This window comes from Hyphococcus formosus, assembly GCF_046736345.1.
Taxonomy (GTDB): Bacteria; Pseudomonadota; Alphaproteobacteria; order Caulobacterales; family Parvularculaceae; genus Hyphococcus; species Hyphococcus formosus.
Genome location: NZ_CP157210.1, coordinates 1,937,328 through 1,958,028 on the forward strand (window position 1 = coordinate 1,937,328; position 20,701 = coordinate 1,958,028).

Sequence of the window (20,701 nt, forward strand, 5' to 3'; positions counted from 1 at the left end):
GGGCAATAACGCTAAAAGCCTGTTAGAATCTGGCAATAATGGCAATTCGAATCACTTTTCCGATTCGTTTTGCGCTGCCCCCAAAGCGAATTTACTCCGGCGGCCCGAATTTCATAACAATCCGTAGACCAAACGAATCACCATTCTTTTGCGGCAGGCCGTCAATCAATTCCAGACTAGCACCATGCGCCCGCGCAATCGCGGATACGAGCGATAAACCGAGACCGCTACCTGGGGTAGTACGGCTCTGTTCAAGGCGCACAAAGCGCTCCAATACGCGGTTTCTGTCCTCTTCCTTAATACCCGGTCCATCATCGGCAACCGACAAGACCGCACCGCCATCTTTCGAAGGCTCAACCCGAAGTTCTATTTTTGATCCGCCCTCCGCATATTTGAGCGCGTTATCAAGGAAATTCGCAACGGCCTGCGATACCAATTCACGCGAGCCTTTAACCGCCGGGGTTGGTGCAGTCACCAAAGAAAAATCAAAACCGGCATCTTGTGCGGCGGGTTCATATAGCTCGGCCATCTCCTCCGCAATCGCCACGATGTCGATCAGTTCCATCACGCCCGCGCCCTCACCAGAGCGAATGCGAGCGATCGACAAAAGCGCATTAAACGTCGCGAGAACCTTGTCTGAATCGTCAATGGTCGCGCGCAAAGCCGCATCTTTATCTTCCGCTGATCCTTCGAGCGCGCTGTTCAGACGGTTTCGGATACGGGTTAATGGCGAGCGCAGATCATGGGCAATGTTATCGCTGACATCACGCATACCAGTCATCAGACGCTCTATCTGATCGAGCATCGAATTAAGGTTTTTACCCAGATCATCAAGCTCATCACCGGAACCGGTCGTCGGAATACGCTGGGAGAGATCACCACCCCGAATTGCCCGCGTGGTTTTATTGACCACCTCAACGCGGCGCAGGAATGACCGCGAAAACATGAGGCCAATCAAAACACCAAATGCAATCGTTACCAACGCGGCGCGCATAACAACGCTTTGTGAGCGCTCGCGCAGATATTCCCGCCCCGCAACATCTCGGGCAACGACAACGAGATATGATTGCTCAGCGTCAGGAGCGGAACGAAACCGCATCATCTTGCCGCGCGCCTCGCGCTGCTGAACGCCGACTTCACGCCCCGCCGCATCAACAAGCGGTTTTTCGAATTTGAAGTTGAAAAAATCACCCTCAGCGGTCAACGCTTCGGGCGGTAGTGCGGTCAAGTTCCCCGCCAGAACAGCACCAGATGGCGCGCCAATTAGCATGTAAATCGCATCATCCGACCAAGCAACGCGCTGGCGGATAACGCGGGTGAGCATGCCCGACCCGCTAGTCGAAAAAAGATCCGCAAGCACACCGATTTCACTATCGATAACAGTGTCGGTCTGCTTGGCGGCTTCGCCAAATGTCGCGCTGTAAAGATAGGCCCCGAGTGCCGCCATCGCTCCCGCAAAGAGCACGACATAGATAATCGTGAATCGAAACGATGTCGTGCGCAGTAGACGGAGCATCACTTACCTATGGCTCTTCCGATAACCTGTATCCGGCACCGCGTATGGTTTTCAACAAAGGCTTATCGAAATCCTTATCAATTTTGGCACGCAGCCGAGAGATATGGACATCAATAACATTCGTCTGCGGATCAAAATGATATTCCCAGACATTCTCCAACAACATCGTCCGGGTTACAACCTGCCCTGCGTGGCGCATCAAATATTCCAACAGACGAAATTCGCGCGGCTGGAGATCGATCTTGGTTTCTGCACGACGCACCGTCCGCGTCAGGACGTCAAGCTCAAGATCCGCGACCTGAAACCGCGTGGTCACGCCCGCAGGCTGCGTCCGGCGCCGACCCAATGCTTCAATCCGGGCCAATAGCTCAGAAAACGCATAGGGTTTAACGAGGTAATCGTCACCGCCAGCCTTGAGGCCAGAAACGCGATCATCAACCTCGCCGAGCGCAGAGAGAAATAGCGCCGGCGTTTCATCGCCCGCTTCGCGTCGCTTGGACAATAAGGATAAGCCATCCATTTTCGGCAACATTCGGTCGATGACAAAGGCATCATACCCACCAGAAGTCGCCATATTCAGGCCAGTCTCGCCGTCAAGCGCATGGTCAACCACATGCCCGGCCTCTCTCAGGCCTTTAGCGACATAGGCTGCCGCTTCTGCATCGTCTTCAACCAATAGAATTCTCATAAGTCCACCTTACAATATGTTTGGCGAATTGGATAGAAAACAGCGCTCCCAAAACCTATCGCAAGGCCAAACAAGGCATGCGGCGGTCCCGAATAGGAGCGCTGTAAAAACCGTTACGCTATTCGTTATCCAGCGATAACGCGCCGAACTGGCGATTTGATCCATATTGCATGCGCAAGAGAACGGCGTCTTTTTTCGCTTTCTTGGCATTGGCGATCTTGTCTCGCAAATCATCACCGGAATCGACAGGCTCTCCATCAACCTGAAGAATCACAACCCCTGGCTGAAGCCCGGCATCCTGCGCGGGACTACCGGGACGCACGGCGGTAACAACCACACCGTCAACATCGTCCGGTACGCGGAATTGCTGACGCAGCATATCGTTCAGTTCAGAGACCCGCAGTCCGACATCCGCCGCCAGCGAGTCATTGTCGTTCGATGGCACGTCTGCTTCGGCAACATTCTGCTCCGCATCACGTGCGCCGAGCGTAACCGTCAGATTACGGATCTTTCCGTCTCGGTGAATTTTGACGTCAATTTTCTTACCGGGCGGGAATGACGCAACGCGCCGTGACAACGCATTCGCAGTTTCGACTTCTTCGCCTTCAATCCCGATAATGACATCGCCATCACGAAGACCGGCTTTTTGCGCGGGCGTGCCGTCAATCACATCCGCAACGAGAACGCCTTTATCATCTTTAAGGCCAATCGCCGCTGCGATCTCATTGGTCACTTCCTGCAATTGAATACCAAGCCAACCGCGCGTGACGGAACCGTTCTCAATCAGTTGGGCAACCATATCTTTTGCAACCCGCGCGGGAATAGCAAAGCCAATGCCCACACTACCGCCATTTGGCGAAAAGATCGCCGTATTCACCCCGACGACCCGGCCTTTAAGGTCAAAGGTCGGCCCACCAGAATTACCCCGGTTAATCGGCGCATCGATCTGAAGGAAATCGAGATATTGGTTTTCACGGTTCTGGCCACCAATCGCCGAGACGATGCCGCTGGTCACGGTGCCGCCAAGCCCAAACGGGTTACCAACAGCCACGACCCAATCACCAACGCGGAGATTCACATCATCGGCAAATTCGACATAGGCTTGCCCCTTGATCGGTTTTACCTTGAGCACCGCAAGGTCCGTCAACGGATCGGTACCGACGATCTCGGCATCGACTTCGTCGCCATTGGCCAGCCGAATTTTTACGCTGTCCGCTTCGGCGACAACGTGATTATTGGTGACGATATGTCCTTTGTTATCGATGAAAAACCCAGAGCCCTGCGCCTGCATGCTCTGTGTGCCGCCATCGTCGAAATCATCGCGCGGCGCATTTTCGGGATCACCAAAGCGGAAATTAAAGAACCCATCGAGCCCCGGGGGCAGACGGGGTCGCTCAACCTCGCGCTCGACCAGAACACTCACGACGGCTGGGCTAACACGTTCAACAAGATCGGCAAAGGATAACGTACCGTCAGCGGCCAAAGGCGGTGCCATCAAGCGTGGAGCCTGCGCATCGGCGGTAGAAAAACCAAATCCGGCTATCGTCAGTGCCGTAGCCGCAACGCCCGCCGCAAGAACCGCAACAGGACGTCTGGATGTTCGTTTTGTAATCTGTGACGTCAACTTCATATTCCTTCTATGCCTTCTGATCTGAAAGCGCCCCGAACCGTGACCATAATGTAAGTAATCACGATAGGACGCTATCAAAGCGCTATCTTCGCATTAAAATTTGTTAAAAATATCAAACGATTCGGGAGTTTACGCTGACTCCTTGGGTGAGAACCCGGTGAACCGGGCATTTGTCGGCAATTTCCAGAAGCCGCGCCCGCTGGGTCTCATCGAGATTTCCGGTGAGGTGCAGTTCTTTTTCGAGCACATGGGGCACATGCGAATCCTCTGACTGGCCCCGGCGAATACGAATTTCAGCAGATTCGACATCCCATTTCTTTCGGCGCGCATACATCTTGATGGTCATCACCCCACAAGCCGCGAGCGCAGCCTCCAAGGTCCGGGTGGGATTAGGCCCGAGATCATGACCGCCATCCTCGGTGCCTGCGTCGATCACCATGGGGTGGCCGTCGATCGATAGCGCAACCGCCAAGGGCTCGCCCGCAATGGTTTGTGCCAAAGCCCCGCCCTTATAGGCCGGCGCTGTTTGCGCTTGTTCCGAGGGGGCGGCAGCGGTCTCGTTGGCTGGAGCGTCAATAAACCGCCCGGCCCAGGCCTCCAGAACCGAGGCCGCATAATGCGCATCCTTGGGATTGGTCAAAAGGTGATCAGCCGTATCAAGACTAACGAAACTTTTGGGATGTTTCGCGGCGACAAAAATTTTCGTGGCGTTTTCTATTCCGACCGTCTGGTCCCTTGGGGCATGCATGATCAATAGCGGTTTTTTCAATCTCGCCGCGCTTTCGAGAACGTTCTGGTCCGCCAGATCGTCAAGAAATTGTTTCTTGATGGTAAAGGGTCGGCCCGCGAGCTTTACCGTGGCACGCCCCTTTTCTTCGATCTCTTTCCGGCTTTCGCCAATCTGAAGCGCCACATGATCGGCCTCGGCCGGTGCGCCAATCACGGCAACGCCCTTGATCTCCGGGATCCGCTCTGCCGCAACCAAAGCGGCCGCGCCGCCCAAGGAATGACCGATGATCAGGCTCGGCGCAGAATAAGTCGTACGCAGATAATCTGCGGCGCTCACAAGGTCATCAATGTTTGACGAAAAATTCGTATTCGAAAAATCACCCTCGGATGAACCGAGCCCGGTAAAGTCGAACCGCAATACCGCAAAGCCAGCGGCCCTTAGGGCGCGCGCCAATTCACGGGCAGATTTGATATCTTTGGTGCAGGAAAAACAATGCGCGAATAGCGCAAAGGCGCGCGGTTTCTGCGCCGGCAGTTCAAGCGCCGCCGCCAAGGTCTGGCCGCCCTTGGCTTTAAATTCAGTCTTTTTGGTTTCGCCGGTCATGCGATGCTCCCACTCTTCGTCTTGTTTTAAACTTCTGCGCAAACAGAACCGACCATAGAATCGTTTCCGCGAAGCGCGCCGAACGCACGAAGATAAGTCTATACAGTGACGGCCGCAGCCGCAGCACGGTCACGGATCAGGCCGATTTCATCACTTTTCAGTAAGGGCCCGACCACCGATAGGGTTTGATCAAGGAGCCGCCGCGCCGCTGCGCGGTCATTACCTTCGGCGGCGCGGATTTCCGCCACCAGATCATTGGCATAGGTCTTGGCCTGCTCATGGGCGCTGTCGGTCATGGCTTGGGCATTGGCGGGATCATCGCCCAAACGCCGCGCATCAAGCGGTGCCGCAACAATCAATTCAACCGCGCGCTTGCCTTCGTTGACAAGCTCGGGCGCAAGCGGGCGCGCAAAATCAGGGCGCGGCGGTGCGAGCCGGCTTGATCCGCTCGACCGGCGCGTCGGCAATGCTTCGCGCATAGTGGCAAGCCCCTGCTCCAGAAATCTTGCATGGGCTTCGCTGGCAATATCGCGGCACGCTTCGATTCGATTGACAAACACATTGTCACCGGTCCGCGTTGCCTGCCGCATTAAACCGTCCGCATACTCCGCAAAATAGGCAATGCGCACCATCGCCGATTGCGCGTCTAACGGTTTTGCGCAAGCGCGCTCCATCGCCCGGGCAAGCTCTTCGATATCCTCGAACAAACTTTCGGGCAGTGCCATAACTGCATCGCGGGCATCATTGAGCTGCTCATCCGCACTGCGCGCGAGATGATAATAAACGCCCAATGCACGCCAAGGTGCTTCGAGCCTGCCTTTCAGCGCCAACAAAATATAGGAGCCAAGAAACGGCGATTGATCATGCGCAGACAGGAATAATTTTCTAAGCTGGAAAAACTGTTCTTCGTTTAGCGACGGCGAAGACGAAGGAACGGTTTTGCGTAGCTCGCGCAATAAATCCACCGCCGGGAGCAATTGCCATAATTCTTCGAGATCGAACAATGACCCCTCGCCGCCAAGCTGGGACACAAGATCTTTCTTGAAGCTTTTGTTTTCCTGAGCGCGGCTGAACACACGGCCCAGACCGGCCTCCGCCGCGAGGAATAACGCATTTTCAAGCGCCTCATTCCCCTCGCCTGCGCGATAGGCATCATCGAGCGCTGCCGCCGCCATTGCCGCTTCGGTCAATGCGGAATCGGTCATCATAAAGCGCCAGATCGGCTCCAGCGATGTGCGGGCAATCTGCGCGCGACGCTTTTTGCCACTCCGTATGCTGATGAAATAATCCTCGAACGGATCAAAGAACGCGCGCTTTGCGTTTTCCGGGCGCGACGGCAAGTCGGCATTGCGCGAGGCCAGGCGCTGACGCAGATCATCGAGAATAGCGTTATGCGGAAGGCCCTTTCCGCCAATCGCGCGATCGGCCTCTAACGCAGAAAACAGCTTTACCGCCGCCGCCATGGGCAATTCACCCAAAAAGGCACTCAGGCGTTCTCTTTTCCGCGGAGAAAGTGTCATCTGCCCTGTTCTTGTTCGCCGTCGAATCGCTGCGCGTCTGGAAGCGCTATCGGTACGATTTTAACCGCCCGCGGTCAAACGCTATGCGGTTTATGCGCCCGCAAAATCCTTGCGCGATTTTTCACCCTTCCACTTCTTCACAAAGGCTTCGAGTTCATCATCGCCGCCTTCGGGTAGAACGATCTTGAGTTTGACATATTGATCGCCCGCGCCGCCATTCTTGCCTTTCGGCACGCCGCGCCCGCGCAAACGCAAGACGGTTCCGGAACTCGAATATTTTGGCACATTGACCGAAACATCACCGGCAATGGTCGGCGCTGTGACTTTACCGCCCAGAACGGCCTGTTTGATGCTGATCGGGACTTCCACATGGATGTCATCGCCTTTGCGCTCAAACATCGCATGGGGCCGCACTTTGACTTCGACATAAACGTCGCCCGCGCCGCCGGGGCCGCGTTCGCCCTGCCCTTTCAGGCGCAGGGTCTGGCCATCCTCAAAACCGGCCGGAATCGACAAATCGAGATTGCGCCCATCGGGCATGGTGACCCGCTTTTTCGCGCCATTGACCGCGTCGAGAAAGTCCACATCAAGCCGGTAGCGCACATCGCGCCCGCGCATTTGCTGAGCCGAAGCCCGCTGCCGCGCGCCAAAAAGGTCCGAGAAAATATCGCTTAAATCTTCGAAATTCGCGCCCGCGCCGGGTCCACCGCCGGGGCCCGCGCTATAGCCCTGACCATTGCCGCCCCGTTGCGACCACTGGCCAAAGGGGTTCGCGCGCTCCCGACCTTCGTCGTCGAGTTCGCCATGATCGTATTTTCTGCGCCGCTCGCTATCGCCCAGAATATCAAACGCCGCCGAGACTTCTTTGAACTTCTCTTCGGCTTTCTTGTCGCCGGGATTGCGGTCCGGATGATATTTTTTGGCAAGCTGACGGAAGGCGGTCCTAATTTCTGCGTCAGTCGCCTTCGGAGATAGTCCTAAAACAATATAAGGGTTTCGTGCCAAGGCCCGTTTATCCTCTAATTCTTCACCAAAGTGGGCGCAAACCGGCGCGCCCACGGCCATAGAGATAGGTGATTTTACCCCAAAATGAAGTCTTTAGAGTTAATTTTGCCGGGGAAAAATTAGCCCTCCCGAGGGCTTTGTAAGGGTATTCGCCCCGCAATAGCCACGGCTGACCGCTTTGACATAGGCAATTGATTTCGGGCCATGATACGGGCGAGATCAGACAAAGAAATGGGGAATACATGAAAAAATCATACCTCTTATTGGCCGCATCGGCCCTGATCCTCTCGGCCTGTGACGGGGAACGCCGACAAGCTGGCAACGAAACGACCGCCGAAGAAACGCTTGCCCAGCAAAAAGAGACCATTACCGAGATCGCAGATGATTATCTGCGGGCACTGGCCAAAGTGCACCCGCTCTATCTTGTCGGAACAGGGCTTGCCGCCGATTACGGCGTATCGAATGCCGATTTTGAGGATATCAGCCCCGAAGCATCCGCCGCATACCAAGCCGCCGAAGACCAATTGCTTGCGCGGGTCAATGCGATTGATCCGGACAAGATCGAAGACCGCAATGACTGGGTCTTGCATCAATCCCTGAAAGAGGCGCTCGTAGCGAGCATTGAGATGCGGGTCTGTAAAACGCCGCTTTGGTCGCTCAATCATATGAGCGGTTGGCAAAACTCGCTGGGTCAGGTCATTCCCCTGCAACCGGTCTCCACCGAAGAAGAGCGCGCTGATGCGCTGGAGCGCTGGGCGAAACTGCCGGCCTATCTTGCCCATGACCGCGCCAATCTTGAGGCTGGATTGGCACAAGGATATTCCGCACCCAAACGGGTTGTTGCGCGGGTCATAAAACAGCTCGATATCATCCTGGCCGCGCCGCCCGCGCAATCGCCCTTTATTGGCTTTGCAAAAAACGTCACCGACGCCCCGGAATTTACCGAAGCCGCTGAAAAACTCGTGACCGAAGAACTCAATCCGGCAATCGCATCCTACCGGGCCTTTTTGAACGATCGCTATATGCCCGCCGCGCGCGATGCGCTGGCGGTTACGGTCCTGCCCGATGGGGATGCTTGTTACGAAGCGTTTTTGCGCCTGTTCCACGGCGCGCAGATCGGATCGGAAGCGACCTTCGAGAATGGCAAAAAGGCCGTCGCCGCCAATATGGAAGGGCTTCTTGATCGCGGCGAAGAGGTGTTTGGCACCCGTGATCTTGCGGAAATTCTTGCGCGGGTAAAAGACGCACCCGGCAACCGGTTTGAAAGCGAGGAAGAACTGATCAGCTTTACGCGCGATCAGGTTGACCACACCCGCGACAAATCCGAGCCGTTTTTCACCGCGCTCCCCAAACAGCAAATGATCGTTGAACCCTATCCCGATTACCTTAAAGGCACGGGGCAATCGTCGCGCTATGAACCGATGGAAGCAGCGAAAGGCCCGGCGACCTATCGGATCAATACGGATGATTGGGCCGAACAAACCCGCGGTGAAGCGATGGTCGTCGTCATTCACGAAGGCTGGCCGGGACACCATCTGCAATTGGCGACTTTCGCGGAAAAAGGCGATCTGCATCCGGCGATGAAGCTGCTCGGCTCGTCCGCCGCAGTCGAGGGCTGGGCGCGCTATGCCGAAGCCCTTGCCGAAGAGGCCGGTATCTATCATGACGTCTACGGAGAAATCACCCGGCGCGCATGGCCGTCGCGCGGCATGGTTGGCGATCCCGGCCTTCATGCATATGGCTGGACCAATGAAGAAACGGCGGCCTATTTCATTGAAACCGGACGCTTTAACGAAGAAAGCGCCGACGTCTTGCTTGATCGTATGGCCGTCATTCCGGGTCAATTGACCGGCTATGACACCGGCGGGCTTGAGATTTTCGCCCTCCGGCGCGAAGCCGAACAACGGCTTGGCGACCGGTTCGATATTCGTGCCTTCCACGATCATGTGCTCGAAGTGGGCATGGCCCCGATTTCGGTCATGCGGGCCAATGTCGAAGCATGGATCAAGGAAGAAGCGGCGAAATAGCCTATCCAATCACCAACTCCCGGTGGGCGGCGATGCCGTCGCCCACGGCGTCCGATAGTTGCGCAACGGAGATGGTGATCGAATGTTCCGGCGCTACGCCGCCAAAATCCGTCACCATATCCGCATTGACATAGTGGTATAGAGGCGCATCGACCTCTTCCGTGCGGACCATTGTTTCGCCGTCAAAGATCCGAATACGATATCGCTCAAAGACCTCGCCCAAGGGGACGTCCCCTTGCCAGCTATCACCGCCTGACCGCGTACGGCGCACCCAGCTAAGCGCAATGTCATCGCCCGTGCGTTTGGCCTTTAGATGCACCGGCGATAGTGGCAGCAATGCCCGCTGGGTTAACGTCATGGTTTCGCGCGTGAAATTCTCCGTATCGGGAATGTCCTGCTCGGGTCCCGCTTGCCAATCAAATTCAAGCCCACGGAGATCGCTGGAAAATTCGATCGGCGTCACCGCCGGGGATAACAACACCACCCTCGCGCCGAGGCTCGCGCCGCTTTGCGCTTCTGCTTCGGTGCCTGCCTGCCCGCGCAACAGCCGCGAGACGCGCCAGCTACCATCTTCATTAAGGGTGGCATCGCGGAACTGCATCACCTCCCAGCCGCCATTATCGGCCAGCACACAAAGCGTATTTGCGCCCGCGAAAATATCGTCATGCTGGCGCGAGGCGAGATTGCCAAAAGCAAGGCGTAGGTCGGCCGTGGTCTTTACCCAACGCCCCGAAGGCGCAGGCGCAAGCGCAGATTCAAGTCGCCCCATCACCGCCCGCGCAGGGGCACGCCCGGCCAATAGCGGCGCACCACCCGCACTGCGATAAAGCGCGACACCGCCGGGCCACGGGTCCGAAAAGGCAGCGAACATCGGCGAAGTTTCCGCGCCCATCATTGGCAGATCCATCACCTCCCAAATCGGTGCTGAATAGACGGGGACGGATGGTGGCGGCGTGAAAATCGCTGGCCCGACGGGCGCATTATATACGTCCGGTGAAACACGCACCAAGGCACATTCGCGCGCGCCCGCATCGTCAATTTCGGTAATGCGATAATGCCGCCCCTCCCCAAGCGCATGCAGCGTTATGGAATCGCCCGGTTCAATCGCCAGCGCCGATGGCGGCAAGGTAAATTTCAAAGTCTCACGCATGACCCACGCATCCGCCAATATCGACCGTGCGCGGGCTTCGGCCTCCGCCGCCGGGATCACCGCCGCCAGATCAATGCCGATTTCTTTTATGGGCCGCGCGCCGGGATCACGGGCCTCGGCCACGGCCGTGCCATATTCGTCCTGCTCGTCAATAAAGCCCAACCGAAAGGCCGAGGGCAGGTCTGCCTCCTGCGCCAGATGGTGACTGAATGCGCCTTCATCTTGCGCCAGCAAATCATCAACGCCGAGCGAGAGAACTGGCGCAGCATGGCGCGGCTGGCAAGTTATTGTGCCGCCGGTTTCAACCACATCGAACTGATATATATCCGCAAGCGGATCAATCATCTCGCGCGCTGACATTGGCCGGTCGATGATATAGCCGGTGACAACGCCTTCGAGCCTATGGGCTTCCAGCGCCATCATGCCCGCTTCATCCGCCAAGGCCGAGACCAACAAACCCAGCGGCGCGCGCCCAAGCCGCCCGTTCAGCCAATGACCTTTTTCCCAATTTGCCGTATCGCCCCAAATATCCGAGCGCGCCGGGAAATCCGGGAAAGGCCGCGCGTCCCACGCATAAACATATTGCCGATCCGCATCGACCATTCCGCCGGCCCCGTATAGCCAATTTGATCACCACTTACCGGGAAATCTGCCGGGGCGACTGCGCCGAAAAAACTGGCAATCTCGGCTGTCGCCAAAGCGGATTGATCACTGCCTGCGATGCGCCCGCGCCAGGGAAAACCCGCCGCGTCCATCAGGATAAACGGATGAAACATCACCTTTAGACCCCGCTCGTTCAGGGCCCGGATGGTTTCAATCACATTCTGGTCTGATGGTGTTCCGCCATAGGCCGCGCCGCCATTATGGGTTGAGATCAAATAGGCTGCCTCGCGCCCCGCCCCGCTTACGGTCCAGTCATAGGGGATCGTTTGCTTGTCGCGGTTCTCGACCCCCGGCCGTAACAGGCACGTCCCCGCATGGGTTGAATTGCCGAACCAACTGACCACCAGCGAAACATGGTTGAGGTTTGGTGTCGCATCGAGCAGCGCATCAATCGACGCCGAAAAATCAGTGACGCCCTGATTGTTGTGAATATTCTCAGACGCGGTCACCCCTTCGTCGATCACGCGGGTAACTCCGGTGGTGCCGTAGACGAACTCACCAGAGCCGGGGATAAGGCAGATGGCGGTCAGGCGATTTTCAAGCGCGGTTTCGTCTGTTTTTTTGAGGCTTTTTTCCACCTCAAAGGATAGCTGCGGGATCCGATTGCCAAAGTCCTTGAGCGGTAAATCCTCAAACACCACATAGGCCAACCCGCGATAGGCCGGGGCTAGGCCTTCGACCGCTTCGATCAGCGAATCCGGATTCTGGGTTTCACTGCCGCGATAGACCCGCACATTGAGCTTTGACAAATCAAGCGGCTTGCCATCGGCCCAGACCCGCCCAATCCGGTCAATCTCCCCTTCGCACAGACCAACCGCAAAGGAGATCGAATATAAATATTCCGTATAGGTTGTTTGTGCGGCGGGACGCGAGCCTTTACCGCCGATCGCCTCTGTGGTTTCCGCCGATGTTTCCTTGAAATTCGCTGCCCAGATCAACTGGCCTGAAATCCGCGCGCGCCCATAGACCCGCAAGATGGCTGCGCCTTCCTGCGCGGCCTGAACCGAAAAACTATCAAGGCGCGGCCCTTCGACCGAACGCTTGCGCGGCCCGAAAATCAACCGGTCCGCATAACCGGCAGCATAGGACGCGGCGGTCGTTGCGGCGGTGCGGGCGAGAAACGCGCCGATCCCGGCCTTCGAAATTGCGGACCCAACGCCCGAAGCGGCGGTCAATAAAAGTTGCGCCATTATTCTGCTCCCGGAAAGATATAAACGCCCGCAATCCGCGCCAGCCACCAACGGTTCATCCAGCTCTCGACGACCTTTCGGCCCGCATAGGCGTGGATGAATTGCTCCGGCCCACTGGCAATGCCGCAATGTTTGGCCGGTCCATCGGGCACCACGCGAAACACCAAAACATCACCGGGCAAAAAGCGGCCATCTTTGCGCTCGATCAAATTGCGCCGCGCCGCACTCAATAATGGCTCCGCGCTGTGATTGCGTTCATTCCAATCGGGCGTATAGGCCGGCGGTGTTTCAGGCTCCGCCCCGTAAAGCGTACGCCAGACCCCACGCACCAGGCCAAGGCAATCACACCCCGCACCGCGCGTGCTTGCCTGATGCCGATAGGGGGTACCGATCCAATCGCGGGCGGCGTCGATAATGTCTATGCGTGAACGGAATGCGGTGAAGCTGGTCATGCGCGCCGACCTCCATCATTGGTTTCAGATCGCAGCGGATAGGAAATCGCGGCGTCATTGCCGGGCATGGTCGGAAAGCCGCGAAAATTGATCTGGTTTGAAAACTTGTCCCGGCAGGTAGAAAACCGTTTGTCGCAACCGGTTTGAACCTCGAATTCATCACCGAGTTCAATCGCCGCCCCTGCTGGCAGCCAAAGCGATATTGCGCCGCCGCTTGACTGGCTTTTAACAAAGCCGGTCAAACCCGCATTGCCGCCGCTCGTCCATCGCAACAATCCGTGGGCGAACCAGCCATCGTCATAGCCGCTCAATCCATCGGCGATGAAATTTTGATCATCACGCAACATCGCGACACTGGCGCTTACAAAGGGCGCGCCTGCGCCGCATTGCGCGCTGGCGAAATTGACATCGCAAAGCCGCTGATAGATCCGCCCTGTGGGCTGGTCGAGCGCATGGGAGAGCCCGCGCAATTCCGCCCGGAATTGACTGCCGCTATGGGTGACTTCGCCAATCGTCCCCGCCTTGAGCAAGACATGTTGCGATGGCTGCGCCCAATTTACGCGATAGATCTCTATCCCTGCGCCATCATACCGGCCCGCGCGGAGATCTTCGCCTTCAACCGACGATAACAACCCTTCGATTTCGGCGTTATCCGCCCCGAGATCGGCTGAGCTATTCATTGCGCTACCATTTGCGCCTGTTTCCGGGCGAAATATCGTATCCAGAAACGCAAGCGGGCGATCATGATCGGTAAACCCTAGAACCGTCTCGTCCCGACGCACGATGCGCCAACAGGTAGCAAGCGTCGTCGCCCCGCCCGCAAGATGCGCCGCAAACTGACTATCAAGCGCACGCATCAGACCAGAACCTCAATCAGCGGAATAGAGGGAATATCCCCCGCCCGAAACGCCGCGAGATTGATCCGCAGATCATCGCTATCAAATCGCACCGGCACATCGAAAACAAAACCGGCGGTGACGCTGACCCCACTCGGGGGTGGAGCCGTTAGGGTGACCAGACCCGTTGTCGGATCGACGGTAAAATCAGCACCCCGCGTTAATTCGCTGCCATCGACCGCAATGCGGACAGTCCCTTCGACCGGTTTTGTAATCGGTCTTTGATAGTCATGTGCGCCGGAATTATAGGTTTTTAAAAGCGTAAAACCGACTTCATCACCGTCACCGGTGCCGATCAACTGGTCTTCTGGCGATGGCGTATCGGCAATAGCGCAGCTTTTATTGTCAAAGGGATCGCGAAACCGGAACCCATAAAGCCGTCCATGGCGGGCCTCGAAAAAGGCAATGATATTTTCAATATCGCGAATGGATTTGACGCCATAACCCGCATTGAATGATCGCCGCGACCCGGCCCAGGGGCTGTTGCGTTCCTCATAGCCCGAATTGAGCGCATGGATTTCCGTTTTTCGGCTCGGGCCGCCTTCGGAATTAAGCGCAATATCGATGGGGAATAAGACTTCGTGGAAGTTCATGACCTTGGGTCCTTATGCGTTTCGTTGACCACGCGCGACGGCGCGCGCCAGAGCGCTTGCGATTTGGGTTTCCGACCGGCGAAAACTGTCCGTATCCGTTACAGATGGCAGGGTGATATTGACGTTCACCCCACCAACGCCCCCGGCCCGACCCATGGGCTGGACGATGCCGCCTTGGGTCGGGGTGAACCATTCCGGCCCGCGCTCGCCGACCAGATAGGCCTGCCCCGACGCAACCGGACCGCCATTGGCGCGCGCACCGCCAAACGCCCCGGTCAAGGCATTGCTGACCAGATTATGCACCGGCTGGCGAACCAGACTGTCGATGGCGAAGCCGCGAAGGTCGCGCAAAAGCGCTTGAGAGAGTTTTTTCAGCGATAGCTCGCCGCGCTCCGCCGCGCGCGCTAGATTGGATTGGATTGACCGCGCCGCAACCGCAAACGCATCTTCGATCAACATTGCCGCTGGCGCGATTTGATCGCGGGCAAGGCGCTCGATTTCCAAACCGGCTTCCGTGATCCCGCTCGTATCTACCTTGACGTTAATTGTTTCCGCCATTTCGATCTCCTTCAATTTGCTCAATCAATTGCGCAAGATCCTGCTGGCCCATGCCGCGCGGGGTTTGCGTCAGCGCATTCCATTCGTGAACGGAGAGTTGCCAGAAGCATTGCGGCATCACGCCCATGGATGCGACTGCGAAACGCAACATCATGGGCCAGCTTGTGACTTTCCCGGCGCAGCCTCCAACGCGGAAAATGCTTTGGCGATGGCCTTGCTCGCTTCGCTCAGGTCGAGATCGCTCGCCTTGAGCGCCTCCATCGCCAAGGGGGTACCGCCGCCCGCAATAAGCGCATGAAGGATCAGCACAATGTCGCTGATGCGCGGGTTTTTAAGCCGCTCCTGCAACGCCGCAAGATCGCCCCCGCCGAGCTTGTCCTCAATATCCGCGAGCGCACCCAGCGTCAGGCGCAACACTCGCTCCTCGCCATTAATCTGTAGGCGAACATCACCGCGTGGATGGGTCATCAGGCACCCTCCGCCACGAAGCTGATCTCGCCCGCAGATTCGAGCGCAAGCGCCATTGTCGCTTCGCGGTCATGCTCGCCTGCGTAATCGAGATTGGTGATCAAAAACGCGCCGGAAACCGTCCCGAAGCCGGGGATGATGATTTCCCAATGCCGGGTTTCGCCCGCAAAAAACACCGTCCGGACGGTGGATGCGGCGGCACCGTTTAAAAACACACCGGCCCCGGAAATTGACGCCTGACGGACCCCGCCTCCGGCCAGTAATTCGCGCCAGCCACCAATAGATTGCGCATGGGTCACGTCGATCATCTGTGTATTGAGCGATAAGGTTTTTGTGCGCAGGCCCCCGATGATCGAAAAGCTTTCGGGATCACCGGCATCGCCAATCTTGAGTAAGAGGTCTTTGCCCCGTTGTGCAGTCATGAGATTTCCTTTTCATGGGTTACGGCGCGAAACCGGGCCACGCCCTGATAGGTCTCGCCGTCTTGTCGGCGGAACACATCACCAAAAACAAAGCGGAGATTGACCAGCTCGTGGTCAGGCAGGGTCAGCGCGGTTTCATGAAGCGCGTCATAGACGGCGCTCAGAATCCGTTTGACTTCGCGGCGACCCGCATAGCGCGAAAACACATAGAGCTTCAGCTCATGCTCGACCCCGCCATCAACGCCCTTCCAATCACTCGTGCGGGTTTCGCCAAGCGTCAGATAGGGAAACACCGCGCCGGGTGGCGCGTCGTCGTAGATGCGTGCGGGCGTGCCGAGTTCGGCCTTGATCGCTTCGTCATTTCGCAGATGTTGATAGATCGCTTTTTGCAAATCCCAAGAGGCGACCATCATGACAACACCTCCTCACAAATGAGCGTCAAGCGGCGATCATCATCGCTTTCTATACTGACGACCTCGTATTCTACGCCATCGAAGCGGACACGCTGGCCGAGCGGTATATCGGCGCGGAAGCGCACTAATGCTGCGATCCGGCGCAAACGCTTATTACGGTCACCGGTAAAATCGCGGGTCGAGGTCAGGCGTTCGATTTTTGCCCATAATTCCGGCCCCGGCAGCCATGAAAGGCTGGCCCCGCCGCCCTCATCATCGCTGCGGGATGGGGTCAGGAATTCAATTTTTCTGTTCATGCTCCCGATCACAGCCGCATCTCCCAATAGGGCGCGATCAGCGCATTAAAACTTTCCGGGATCGCGTAGCGCCGGATTTCGCTGGTCGATTCGCGCTGTTCGTAAAAAGCGCCGCAGAGCATTTTGATGGCCTGCAGCAAGGGCGCGGGTATCGCACCGTCGAACCCTGCGGTGAAATCAATTGTGATCCCGCCAAGGGCCGCTTGTGGCCATGGAGTATCGGCACGCAATCGGCCCGGCTTTCCCGGCGCGAAGGCATAGCCCCCAGCGCCAATCGAATGGTCCGTACCCGCGATATCGGTGACGTTGATTGCATCAATCGCGGAGACCGGTCCAATCGGCAGGGTCAAACAGCGGGGCATTTCGTCAAGTCGCAATCGCCATTGCTGCGCCATCATGGCAATACCGCACCGCGCCTCGATTGCGCGGACCGCCGCGATGATGAGCCCAGTAATCAGCGCGTCTTCATCACTATGGGTGACGCGCAAATGCGCCTTCATATCGGCAAGATTTATCGGTTCCGCCGCTGGCGGTGTGATCAAAGTAAGGGACATAACGCAACTCGTCCGTTGGTTGGTGCGTGGAAAGTAACGACCGTCGTCATTGCGGGCTACGACCCGCAATCCACCGAAAAAACCAATGGATCCCGGATCGAGTCCGGGATGACGACCGTCACGAATATCCTAAGACACAGCGAATTTCAGGAACTTGATCGCATCAAAATCCTGGATGCCGCCACCCACACGTTTTGTCGTATAGAACAGAACATAAGGCTTGGCGGAGAACGGATCGCGCAACACGCGCACGCCAACCCGATCAACGATCAAATAGCCCCGGCGGAAATCACCAAACGCGATTGAATGACTGTCCGAGGCAATATCATCCATGTCTTCCGCTTCGGTCACCGCATAGCCCATGAGCCGTGCTGGCTCGCCCGGTTCGCTATTGGGCTGCCACAAATAATTGCCATCTGCGTCTTTGAACTTGCGCAATGCACCGACAACGGAACGATTCATCACGAACCGGCCATTGGCGCGATAGGCCTGTTTCGGCGCATAGATCAGGTCGAGCAATTTGTCAGACGGGTTCGACGCCGCAAAGGCACCATCCACGCCCGTTGCAATATAGCCAAGCTCGCTCGCGCTGCGCACATCATCCGCCGCAATTGTATAAGACAGAATGCCTTTTGGCTGGCTGGTGCCATCACCGCCGATAAAGGCTGCTGATTCCTGTACGGCGAATTCGGTTTGCACCTCATCTGCGAGCCATTGTTCGATATCGACGATGGAGTCATCGAGCAATGTCTGGCTTGCGGCGGGCATGGCGTAAAGTTCCATGGTCGGGAAATCGAGCGCCGTTAGCGAAGGCGAAGTGGTCTCGACCCGCGCGCCGGTTTCTGCGACCCAGCCGGCAGCGGCATCGCCATTCGAGACGGGCTTACGGAACACATTACCGCCGATCTCGCGCACCGACGCGATCTGGCGCATGGGCGAGATGTCTTTGACCGCCGCAGTGATCAGGCTTTCTACCTGGTTCGGCGCGAGATAACCGCCCTCCGCCCCGCTATCGGTATTGACGGACTTCGCTTCTAAGGCCGTTCCAACATCGCCCGCGCGCATATAGCGTTGAAAGGCGGCATTGCGCTCATCGGGTTCAGGCGTTTGACCGCCATGCAGCGCCGGACGATGCGCCTTGAGGGCGATGCGGTCAACCACGTCTTTTTGTTCGGTGACGGCCTTGTTGATGCGGTCGATTTTATCACGCAGCAACACATCGTCATTGCGTTTCTTTTCCAGCGCATCAAGGCGTTCATCATTGGCGGATTTGAAGCTTTCAAACGCCGTCAAAAATTCGCGCATTGCGCCGCGGACGTCACTGCCCGCTTTGGTTTCGATATTCATGGTACTCTCCTTTTACTGATAGGCTTTAGACTGACAGTGCCGATGCCGCCTGACGCAGCGCCGTTGCGAATTGGCCCGGCGATGGCTCGGGGTTTTGGCGCTCTGGCCGTGGCGGGCTGACCTTGGTGATCCGCGCGTGCGGGGCCATGGGAAAGGTCACCACCGATATTTCCCACAATGACGCGGACAGAATGCGCCGCCCGGCTTTGATTTTGGCGGCGCGAATGGTTTGATAGCCAATCGAAAGACCATCAAGCGCCCCGCCCATGAGCAACGCATGCACCTCCCGTGCGCGCGGCGAGGATAAAATAATCTGCCCCCGAACGAATAATCCGAACTCGTCTACTTTCAGGCTTGTCCAGCGCCCGATTGGCGTTTCCGCCGCGTGTTGATAGAGCATCCGCACCGGCCCATCATGGCGAAAGGCACCGGGCACAATGATATCGCCATTAAGATCCGGCTTATGAAATACCGCGCCATAGCCTTCGATATCGGCGACAAGGCAATTATCATTGGCTTTCACCTCGGTCATGATTCTGACCATCACTCCCCCTCGCCGCTATTGCGGTCGATTTTGTCTTCGATGCGCACAAGCGCGGCAGAGATGAAACGGGTTTGCTCTTCGAGGCGCGCAGTGCGCTCAAGGATCTGGGCGTCATCAACGGACCGGCGCTCAAGCTGGGCGAGCCGTTCGGTCGCGGCCCCGGCCCAGATCAGGCCAAGCCCGCCTTGAACAATCACGGCAGCACCAATCGCAATCGTAACCCTAAGCTCCTGGGGCTTGTCACCGGGCGGTTTCGGCAAAGTCACGCTATGCATTGCGCACCTCCAGCCCCAGCGCCTGGCGCTTTTCATCATCACTCAGGAAATCTGCGCGGCTAACCCGCGCCCAAAGCGCGTCGCGATCCGCCGATAGCGCATCAATATCCGTTGACTGACAAATAACACTGACACCCGGATAGACCGGCGCAAACCAATTGCTCAGGGCCGCTGCGGTTTTCTTGACCAGCGGCAACACGGTCTGTTTCCAGAAGGCCAGATTGGCTTCGCGGTAATTCGAATAGGTATTGTCACCGGGAATGCCGAGCAACATGGGCGGCACCCCAAAGGCGAGCGCAATTTCGCGCGCCGCGGCATTTTTGGCCTCGATAAAGTCCATATCCGATGGCGATAACGACATGCTGCGCCATTCAAGCCCGCCATCCAGCACCAAGGGCCGCCCTGCATTGGCTGATCCTTGATAGGCGTCCTCGAGCTCTGATTTCAGGCGATCAAACTGCTCTGCGGTCAGGTTTTCTGCCCCTTCGGGACCGTTATAAACCAGCGCCCCAGATGGCCGCGCCGCATTATCAAGCAGTGATTTATTCCACGCCGATGCGGCGTTATGAAGATCAACCGCAGTGGCAGCGGCTTCGAGGGGTGACAGCCCATAATGGTCATTGGTCGGGTGAAACAATTTCAGATGCAGGATCGGCGCTTGTCCGATTTCCGGTTTTCGGAACACGACCGATCGGCCGCCTGCGGAATATTCATAGGCCTCGGCCCAGCCCGATTGCCCGGTGCGCGCTTTCATCCGATCCGGGCGCAGGGAATATAACTCGCGCGGCGTACCATCAAGCGATACCGCTTCGAGATAGGCATTCCCCGCCGTTTGCAGATAGCCATAAAAACTCTCGAGCAATTCACTGCCCGATTGTTCATCATTGGGCCGCGCCAACAAATCAATCAATGGATGATCGGATAAAACTTCACCGCCCTCTTTTACCGTTAGTGGTGCCGACGCCGCCGCCTCTGCGGTCAGGCGCACACAGCGATAGGCAATGACATTGCGCTCAAAGCCGGAGCGCGCGAGCGATGCATAATCGCGCGGCGTCCAAGCGGGCGCGCCGAGCCGATGCATGGCGATGAGCGCTTTTGCGGCTGAGGCTTTGGCCTCGGGCGCACGGCTGAACAGCTTTTGGATAATGGACATGGGTTGCG

The 20,701-nt window shown here is 57.2% G+C and carries 23 protein-coding genes; 1 reads left to right on the forward strand and 22 read right to left on the reverse strand.

The window, feature by feature from the left end:
* Positions 1-91: 91 nt before the first annotated feature.
* From ABFZ83_RS08810 to ABFZ83_RS08835, 6 genes are all read right to left on the reverse strand, one after another.
* Positions 92-1,516, reverse strand: a complete 1,425-nt coding sequence (locus ABFZ83_RS08810; protein WP_411816179.1) for an ATP-binding protein — start codon at positions 1,514-1,516, stop codon at positions 92-94.
* Positions 1,517-1,523: 7 nt separating this feature from the next.
* Positions 1,524-2,204 (reverse strand): response regulator transcription factor, encoded by a 681-nt coding sequence (locus ABFZ83_RS08815; protein ID WP_411816180.1) that lies wholly within the window; start codon positions 2,202-2,204, stop codon positions 1,524-1,526.
* Positions 2,205-2,322: 118 nt separating this feature from the next.
* Positions 2,323-3,834 carry a Do family serine endopeptidase gene (locus tag ABFZ83_RS08820; protein WP_411816181.1) on the reverse strand — a complete coding sequence of 504 codons (1,512 nt, stop codon included), beginning with the start codon at positions 3,832-3,834 and terminating at the stop codon, positions 2,323-2,325.
* Between the two features lie 112 nt (positions 3,835-3,946).
* Positions 3,947-5,167: an alpha/beta fold hydrolase gene (locus tag ABFZ83_RS08825; RefSeq protein WP_411816182.1), complete on the reverse strand. Its 1,221-nt coding sequence runs from the start codon at positions 5,165-5,167 to the stop codon at positions 3,947-3,949.
* Positions 5,168-5,265: 98 nt separating this feature from the next.
* The gene (locus ABFZ83_RS08830) at positions 5,266-6,687 is read right to left on the reverse strand and encodes a hypothetical protein (RefSeq protein ID WP_411816183.1); all 1,422 of its coding nucleotides are present in this window, start codon (positions 6,685-6,687) and stop codon (positions 5,266-5,268) included.
* Positions 6,688-6,777: 90 nt separating this feature from the next.
* On the reverse strand, positions 6,778-7,752 hold the full coding sequence (locus ABFZ83_RS08835) for a DnaJ C-terminal domain-containing protein (protein ID WP_411816184.1): 975 nt from the start codon (positions 7,750-7,752) through the stop codon (positions 6,778-6,780).
* 182 nt (positions 7,753-7,934) lie between these two features.
* Between ABFZ83_RS08835 and ABFZ83_RS08840 the strand changes: the two genes are divergently transcribed.
* Positions 7,935-9,719, forward strand: coding sequence for a DUF885 domain-containing protein (locus ABFZ83_RS08840; protein ID WP_411816185.1), 1,785 nt, complete (start codon positions 7,935-7,937; stop codon positions 9,717-9,719).
* A gap of 1 nt (position 9,720) precedes the next feature.
* On the opposite strand, the gene ABFZ83_RS08845 is transcribed toward ABFZ83_RS08840, so the two are convergent.
* From ABFZ83_RS08845 to ABFZ83_RS08920, 16 genes are all read right to left on the reverse strand, one after another.
* On the reverse strand, positions 9,721-11,472 hold the full coding sequence (locus ABFZ83_RS08845; protein WP_411816186.1) for a phage tail protein: 1,752 nt from the start codon (positions 11,470-11,472) through the stop codon (positions 9,721-9,723).
* Positions 11,355-12,722, reverse strand: a complete 1,368-nt coding sequence (locus ABFZ83_RS08850) for a hypothetical protein (RefSeq protein ID WP_411816187.1) — start codon at positions 12,720-12,722, stop codon at positions 11,355-11,357. Before ABFZ83_RS08850 ends, ABFZ83_RS08845 begins: the two co-directional genes overlap by 118 nt.
* The gene (locus ABFZ83_RS08855) at positions 12,722-13,174 is read right to left on the reverse strand and encodes an NlpC/P60 family protein (RefSeq protein WP_411816188.1); all 453 of its coding nucleotides are present in this window, start codon (positions 13,172-13,174) and stop codon (positions 12,722-12,724) included. The genes ABFZ83_RS08850 and ABFZ83_RS08855 overlap by 1 nt, the downstream gene beginning before the upstream one ends.
* Entirely contained in the window at positions 13,171-14,031 is an 861-nt protein-coding gene (locus ABFZ83_RS08860) for a DUF2163 domain-containing protein (RefSeq protein WP_411816189.1), read from the reverse strand. Before ABFZ83_RS08860 ends, ABFZ83_RS08855 begins: the two co-directional genes overlap by 4 nt.
* Positions 14,031-14,663, reverse strand: coding sequence for a TIGR02217 family protein (locus ABFZ83_RS08865; protein WP_411816190.1), 633 nt, complete (start codon positions 14,661-14,663; stop codon positions 14,031-14,033). Before ABFZ83_RS08865 ends, ABFZ83_RS08860 begins: the two co-directional genes overlap by 1 nt.
* A gap of 12 nt (positions 14,664-14,675) precedes the next feature.
* Complete coding sequence (locus ABFZ83_RS08870; RefSeq protein WP_411816191.1) at positions 14,676-15,221, reverse strand: phage tail tape measure protein; 546 nt, start codon at positions 15,219-15,221, stop codon at positions 14,676-14,678.
* Complete coding sequence (locus ABFZ83_RS08875; RefSeq protein WP_411816192.1) at positions 15,205-15,375, reverse strand: phage tail assembly chaperone; 171 nt, start codon at positions 15,373-15,375, stop codon at positions 15,205-15,207. Before ABFZ83_RS08875 ends, ABFZ83_RS08870 begins: the two co-directional genes overlap by 17 nt.
* On the reverse strand, positions 15,372-15,689 hold the full coding sequence (locus tag ABFZ83_RS08880) for a GTA-gp10 family protein (RefSeq protein WP_411816193.1): 318 nt from the start codon (positions 15,687-15,689) through the stop codon (positions 15,372-15,374). The genes ABFZ83_RS08875 and ABFZ83_RS08880 overlap by 4 nt, the downstream gene beginning before the upstream one ends.
* Complete coding sequence (locus ABFZ83_RS08885) at positions 15,689-16,111, reverse strand: phage major tail protein, TP901-1 family (RefSeq protein WP_411816194.1); 423 nt, start codon at positions 16,109-16,111, stop codon at positions 15,689-15,691. Before ABFZ83_RS08885 ends, ABFZ83_RS08880 begins: the two co-directional genes overlap by 1 nt.
* Complete coding sequence (locus tag ABFZ83_RS08890) at positions 16,108-16,524, reverse strand: DUF3168 domain-containing protein (protein ID WP_411816195.1); 417 nt, start codon at positions 16,522-16,524, stop codon at positions 16,108-16,110. The genes ABFZ83_RS08885 and ABFZ83_RS08890 overlap by 4 nt, the downstream gene beginning before the upstream one ends.
* Positions 16,521-16,820, reverse strand: coding sequence for a phage head closure protein (locus ABFZ83_RS08895; protein WP_411816197.1), 300 nt, complete (start codon positions 16,818-16,820; stop codon positions 16,521-16,523). Before ABFZ83_RS08895 ends, ABFZ83_RS08890 begins: the two co-directional genes overlap by 4 nt.
* Before the next feature lie 8 nt (positions 16,821-16,828).
* The gene (locus ABFZ83_RS08900; RefSeq protein WP_411816198.1) at positions 16,829-17,374 is read right to left on the reverse strand and encodes a head-tail connector protein; all 546 of its coding nucleotides are present in this window, start codon (positions 17,372-17,374) and stop codon (positions 16,829-16,831) included.
* A gap of 129 nt (positions 17,375-17,503) precedes the next feature.
* Entirely contained in the window at positions 17,504-18,721 is a 1,218-nt protein-coding gene (locus ABFZ83_RS08905; RefSeq protein ID WP_411816199.1) for a phage major capsid protein, read from the reverse strand.
* A 25-nt stretch (positions 18,722-18,746) separates the two neighbouring features.
* Positions 18,747-19,253 carry an HK97 family phage prohead protease gene (locus ABFZ83_RS08910; RefSeq protein WP_411816200.1) on the reverse strand — a complete coding sequence of 169 codons (507 nt, stop codon included), beginning with the start codon at positions 19,251-19,253 and terminating at the stop codon, positions 18,747-18,749.
* An 11-nt stretch (positions 19,254-19,264) separates the two neighbouring features.
* A complete protein-coding gene (locus ABFZ83_RS08915; protein ID WP_411816201.1) occupies positions 19,265-19,540 on the reverse strand; it encodes a hypothetical protein in 276 nt (91 codons plus the stop codon).
* The gene (locus ABFZ83_RS08920; protein WP_411816202.1) at positions 19,533-20,693 is read right to left on the reverse strand and encodes a phage portal protein; all 1,161 of its coding nucleotides are present in this window, start codon (positions 20,691-20,693) and stop codon (positions 19,533-19,535) included. The genes ABFZ83_RS08915 and ABFZ83_RS08920 overlap by 8 nt, the downstream gene beginning before the upstream one ends.
* Between the last annotated feature and the right edge of the window lie 8 nt (positions 20,694-20,701).

Coding starts and splice junctions, on each gene's coding strand:
- ABFZ83_RS08900 (WP_411816198.1), bottom strand. CDS start 17,374: ATGTCCCTTACTTTGATCACACCGCCAGCGGCGGAACCGATAAATCTT.
- ABFZ83_RS08905 (WP_411816199.1), bottom strand. CDS start 18,721: ATGAATATCGAAACCAAAGCGGGCAGTGACGTCCGCGGCGCAATGCGC.
- ABFZ83_RS08885 (WP_411816194.1), bottom strand. CDS start 16,111: ATGACTGCACAACGGGGCAAAGACCTCTTACTCAAGATTGGCGATGCC.
- ABFZ83_RS08910 (WP_411816200.1), bottom strand. CDS start 19,253: ATGACCGAGGTGAAAGCCAATGATAATTGCCTTGTCGCCGATATCGAA.
- ABFZ83_RS08840 (WP_411816185.1), top strand. CDS start 7,935: ATGAAAAAATCATACCTCTTATTGGCCGCATCGGCCCTGATCCTCTCG.
- ABFZ83_RS08865 (WP_411816190.1), bottom strand. CDS start 14,663: ATGAACTTCCACGAAGTCTTATTCCCCATCGATATTGCGCTTAATTCC.
- ABFZ83_RS08855 (WP_411816188.1), bottom strand. CDS start 13,174: ATGACCAGCTTCACCGCATTCCGTTCACGCATAGACATTATCGACGCC.
- ABFZ83_RS08845 (WP_411816186.1), bottom strand. CDS start 11,472: ATGGTCGATGCGGATCGGCAATATGTTTATGCGTGGGACGCGCGGCCT.
- ABFZ83_RS08835 (WP_411816184.1), bottom strand. CDS start 7,752: ATGGCCGTGGGCGCGCCGGTTTGCGCCCACTTTGGTGAAGAATTAGAG.
- ABFZ83_RS08895 (WP_411816197.1), bottom strand. CDS start 16,820: ATGAACAGAAAAATTGAATTCCTGACCCCATCCCGCAGCGATGATGAG.
- ABFZ83_RS08880 (WP_411816193.1), bottom strand. CDS start 15,689: ATGACCCATCCACGCGGTGATGTTCGCCTACAGATTAATGGCGAGGAG.
- ABFZ83_RS08815 (WP_411816180.1), bottom strand. CDS start 2,204: ATGAGAATTCTATTGGTTGAAGACGATGCAGAAGCGGCAGCCTATGTC.
- ABFZ83_RS08920 (WP_411816202.1), bottom strand. CDS start 20,693: ATGTCCATTATCCAAAAGCTGTTCAGCCGTGCGCCCGAGGCCAAAGCC.
- ABFZ83_RS08810 (WP_411816179.1), bottom strand. CDS start 1,516: ATGCTCCGTCTACTGCGCACGACATCGTTTCGATTCACGATTATCTAT.
- ABFZ83_RS08915 (WP_411816201.1), bottom strand. CDS start 19,540: ATGCATAGCGTGACTTTGCCGAAACCGCCCGGTGACAAGCCCCAGGAG.
- ABFZ83_RS08890 (WP_411816195.1), bottom strand. CDS start 16,524: ATGATGGTCGCCTCTTGGGATTTGCAAAAAGCGATCTATCAACATCTG.
- ABFZ83_RS08850 (WP_411816187.1), bottom strand. CDS start 12,722: ATGGCGCAACTTTTATTGACCGCCGCTTCGGGCGTTGGGTCCGCAATT.
- ABFZ83_RS08830 (WP_411816183.1), bottom strand. CDS start 6,687: ATGACACTTTCTCCGCGGAAAAGAGAACGCCTGAGTGCCTTTTTGGGT.
- ABFZ83_RS08825 (WP_411816182.1), bottom strand. CDS start 5,167: ATGACCGGCGAAACCAAAAAGACTGAATTTAAAGCCAAGGGCGGCCAG.
- ABFZ83_RS08875 (WP_411816192.1), bottom strand. CDS start 15,375: ATGATGTTGCGTTTCGCAGTCGCATCCATGGGCGTGATGCCGCAATGC.
- ABFZ83_RS08820 (WP_411816181.1), bottom strand. CDS start 3,834: ATGAAGTTGACGTCACAGATTACAAAACGAACATCCAGACGTCCTGTT.
- ABFZ83_RS08870 (WP_411816191.1), bottom strand. CDS start 15,221: ATGGCGGAAACAATTAACGTCAAGGTAGATACGAGCGGGATCACGGAA.
- ABFZ83_RS08860 (WP_411816189.1), bottom strand. CDS start 14,031: ATGCGTGCGCTTGATAGTCAGTTTGCGGCGCATCTTGCGGGCGGGGCG.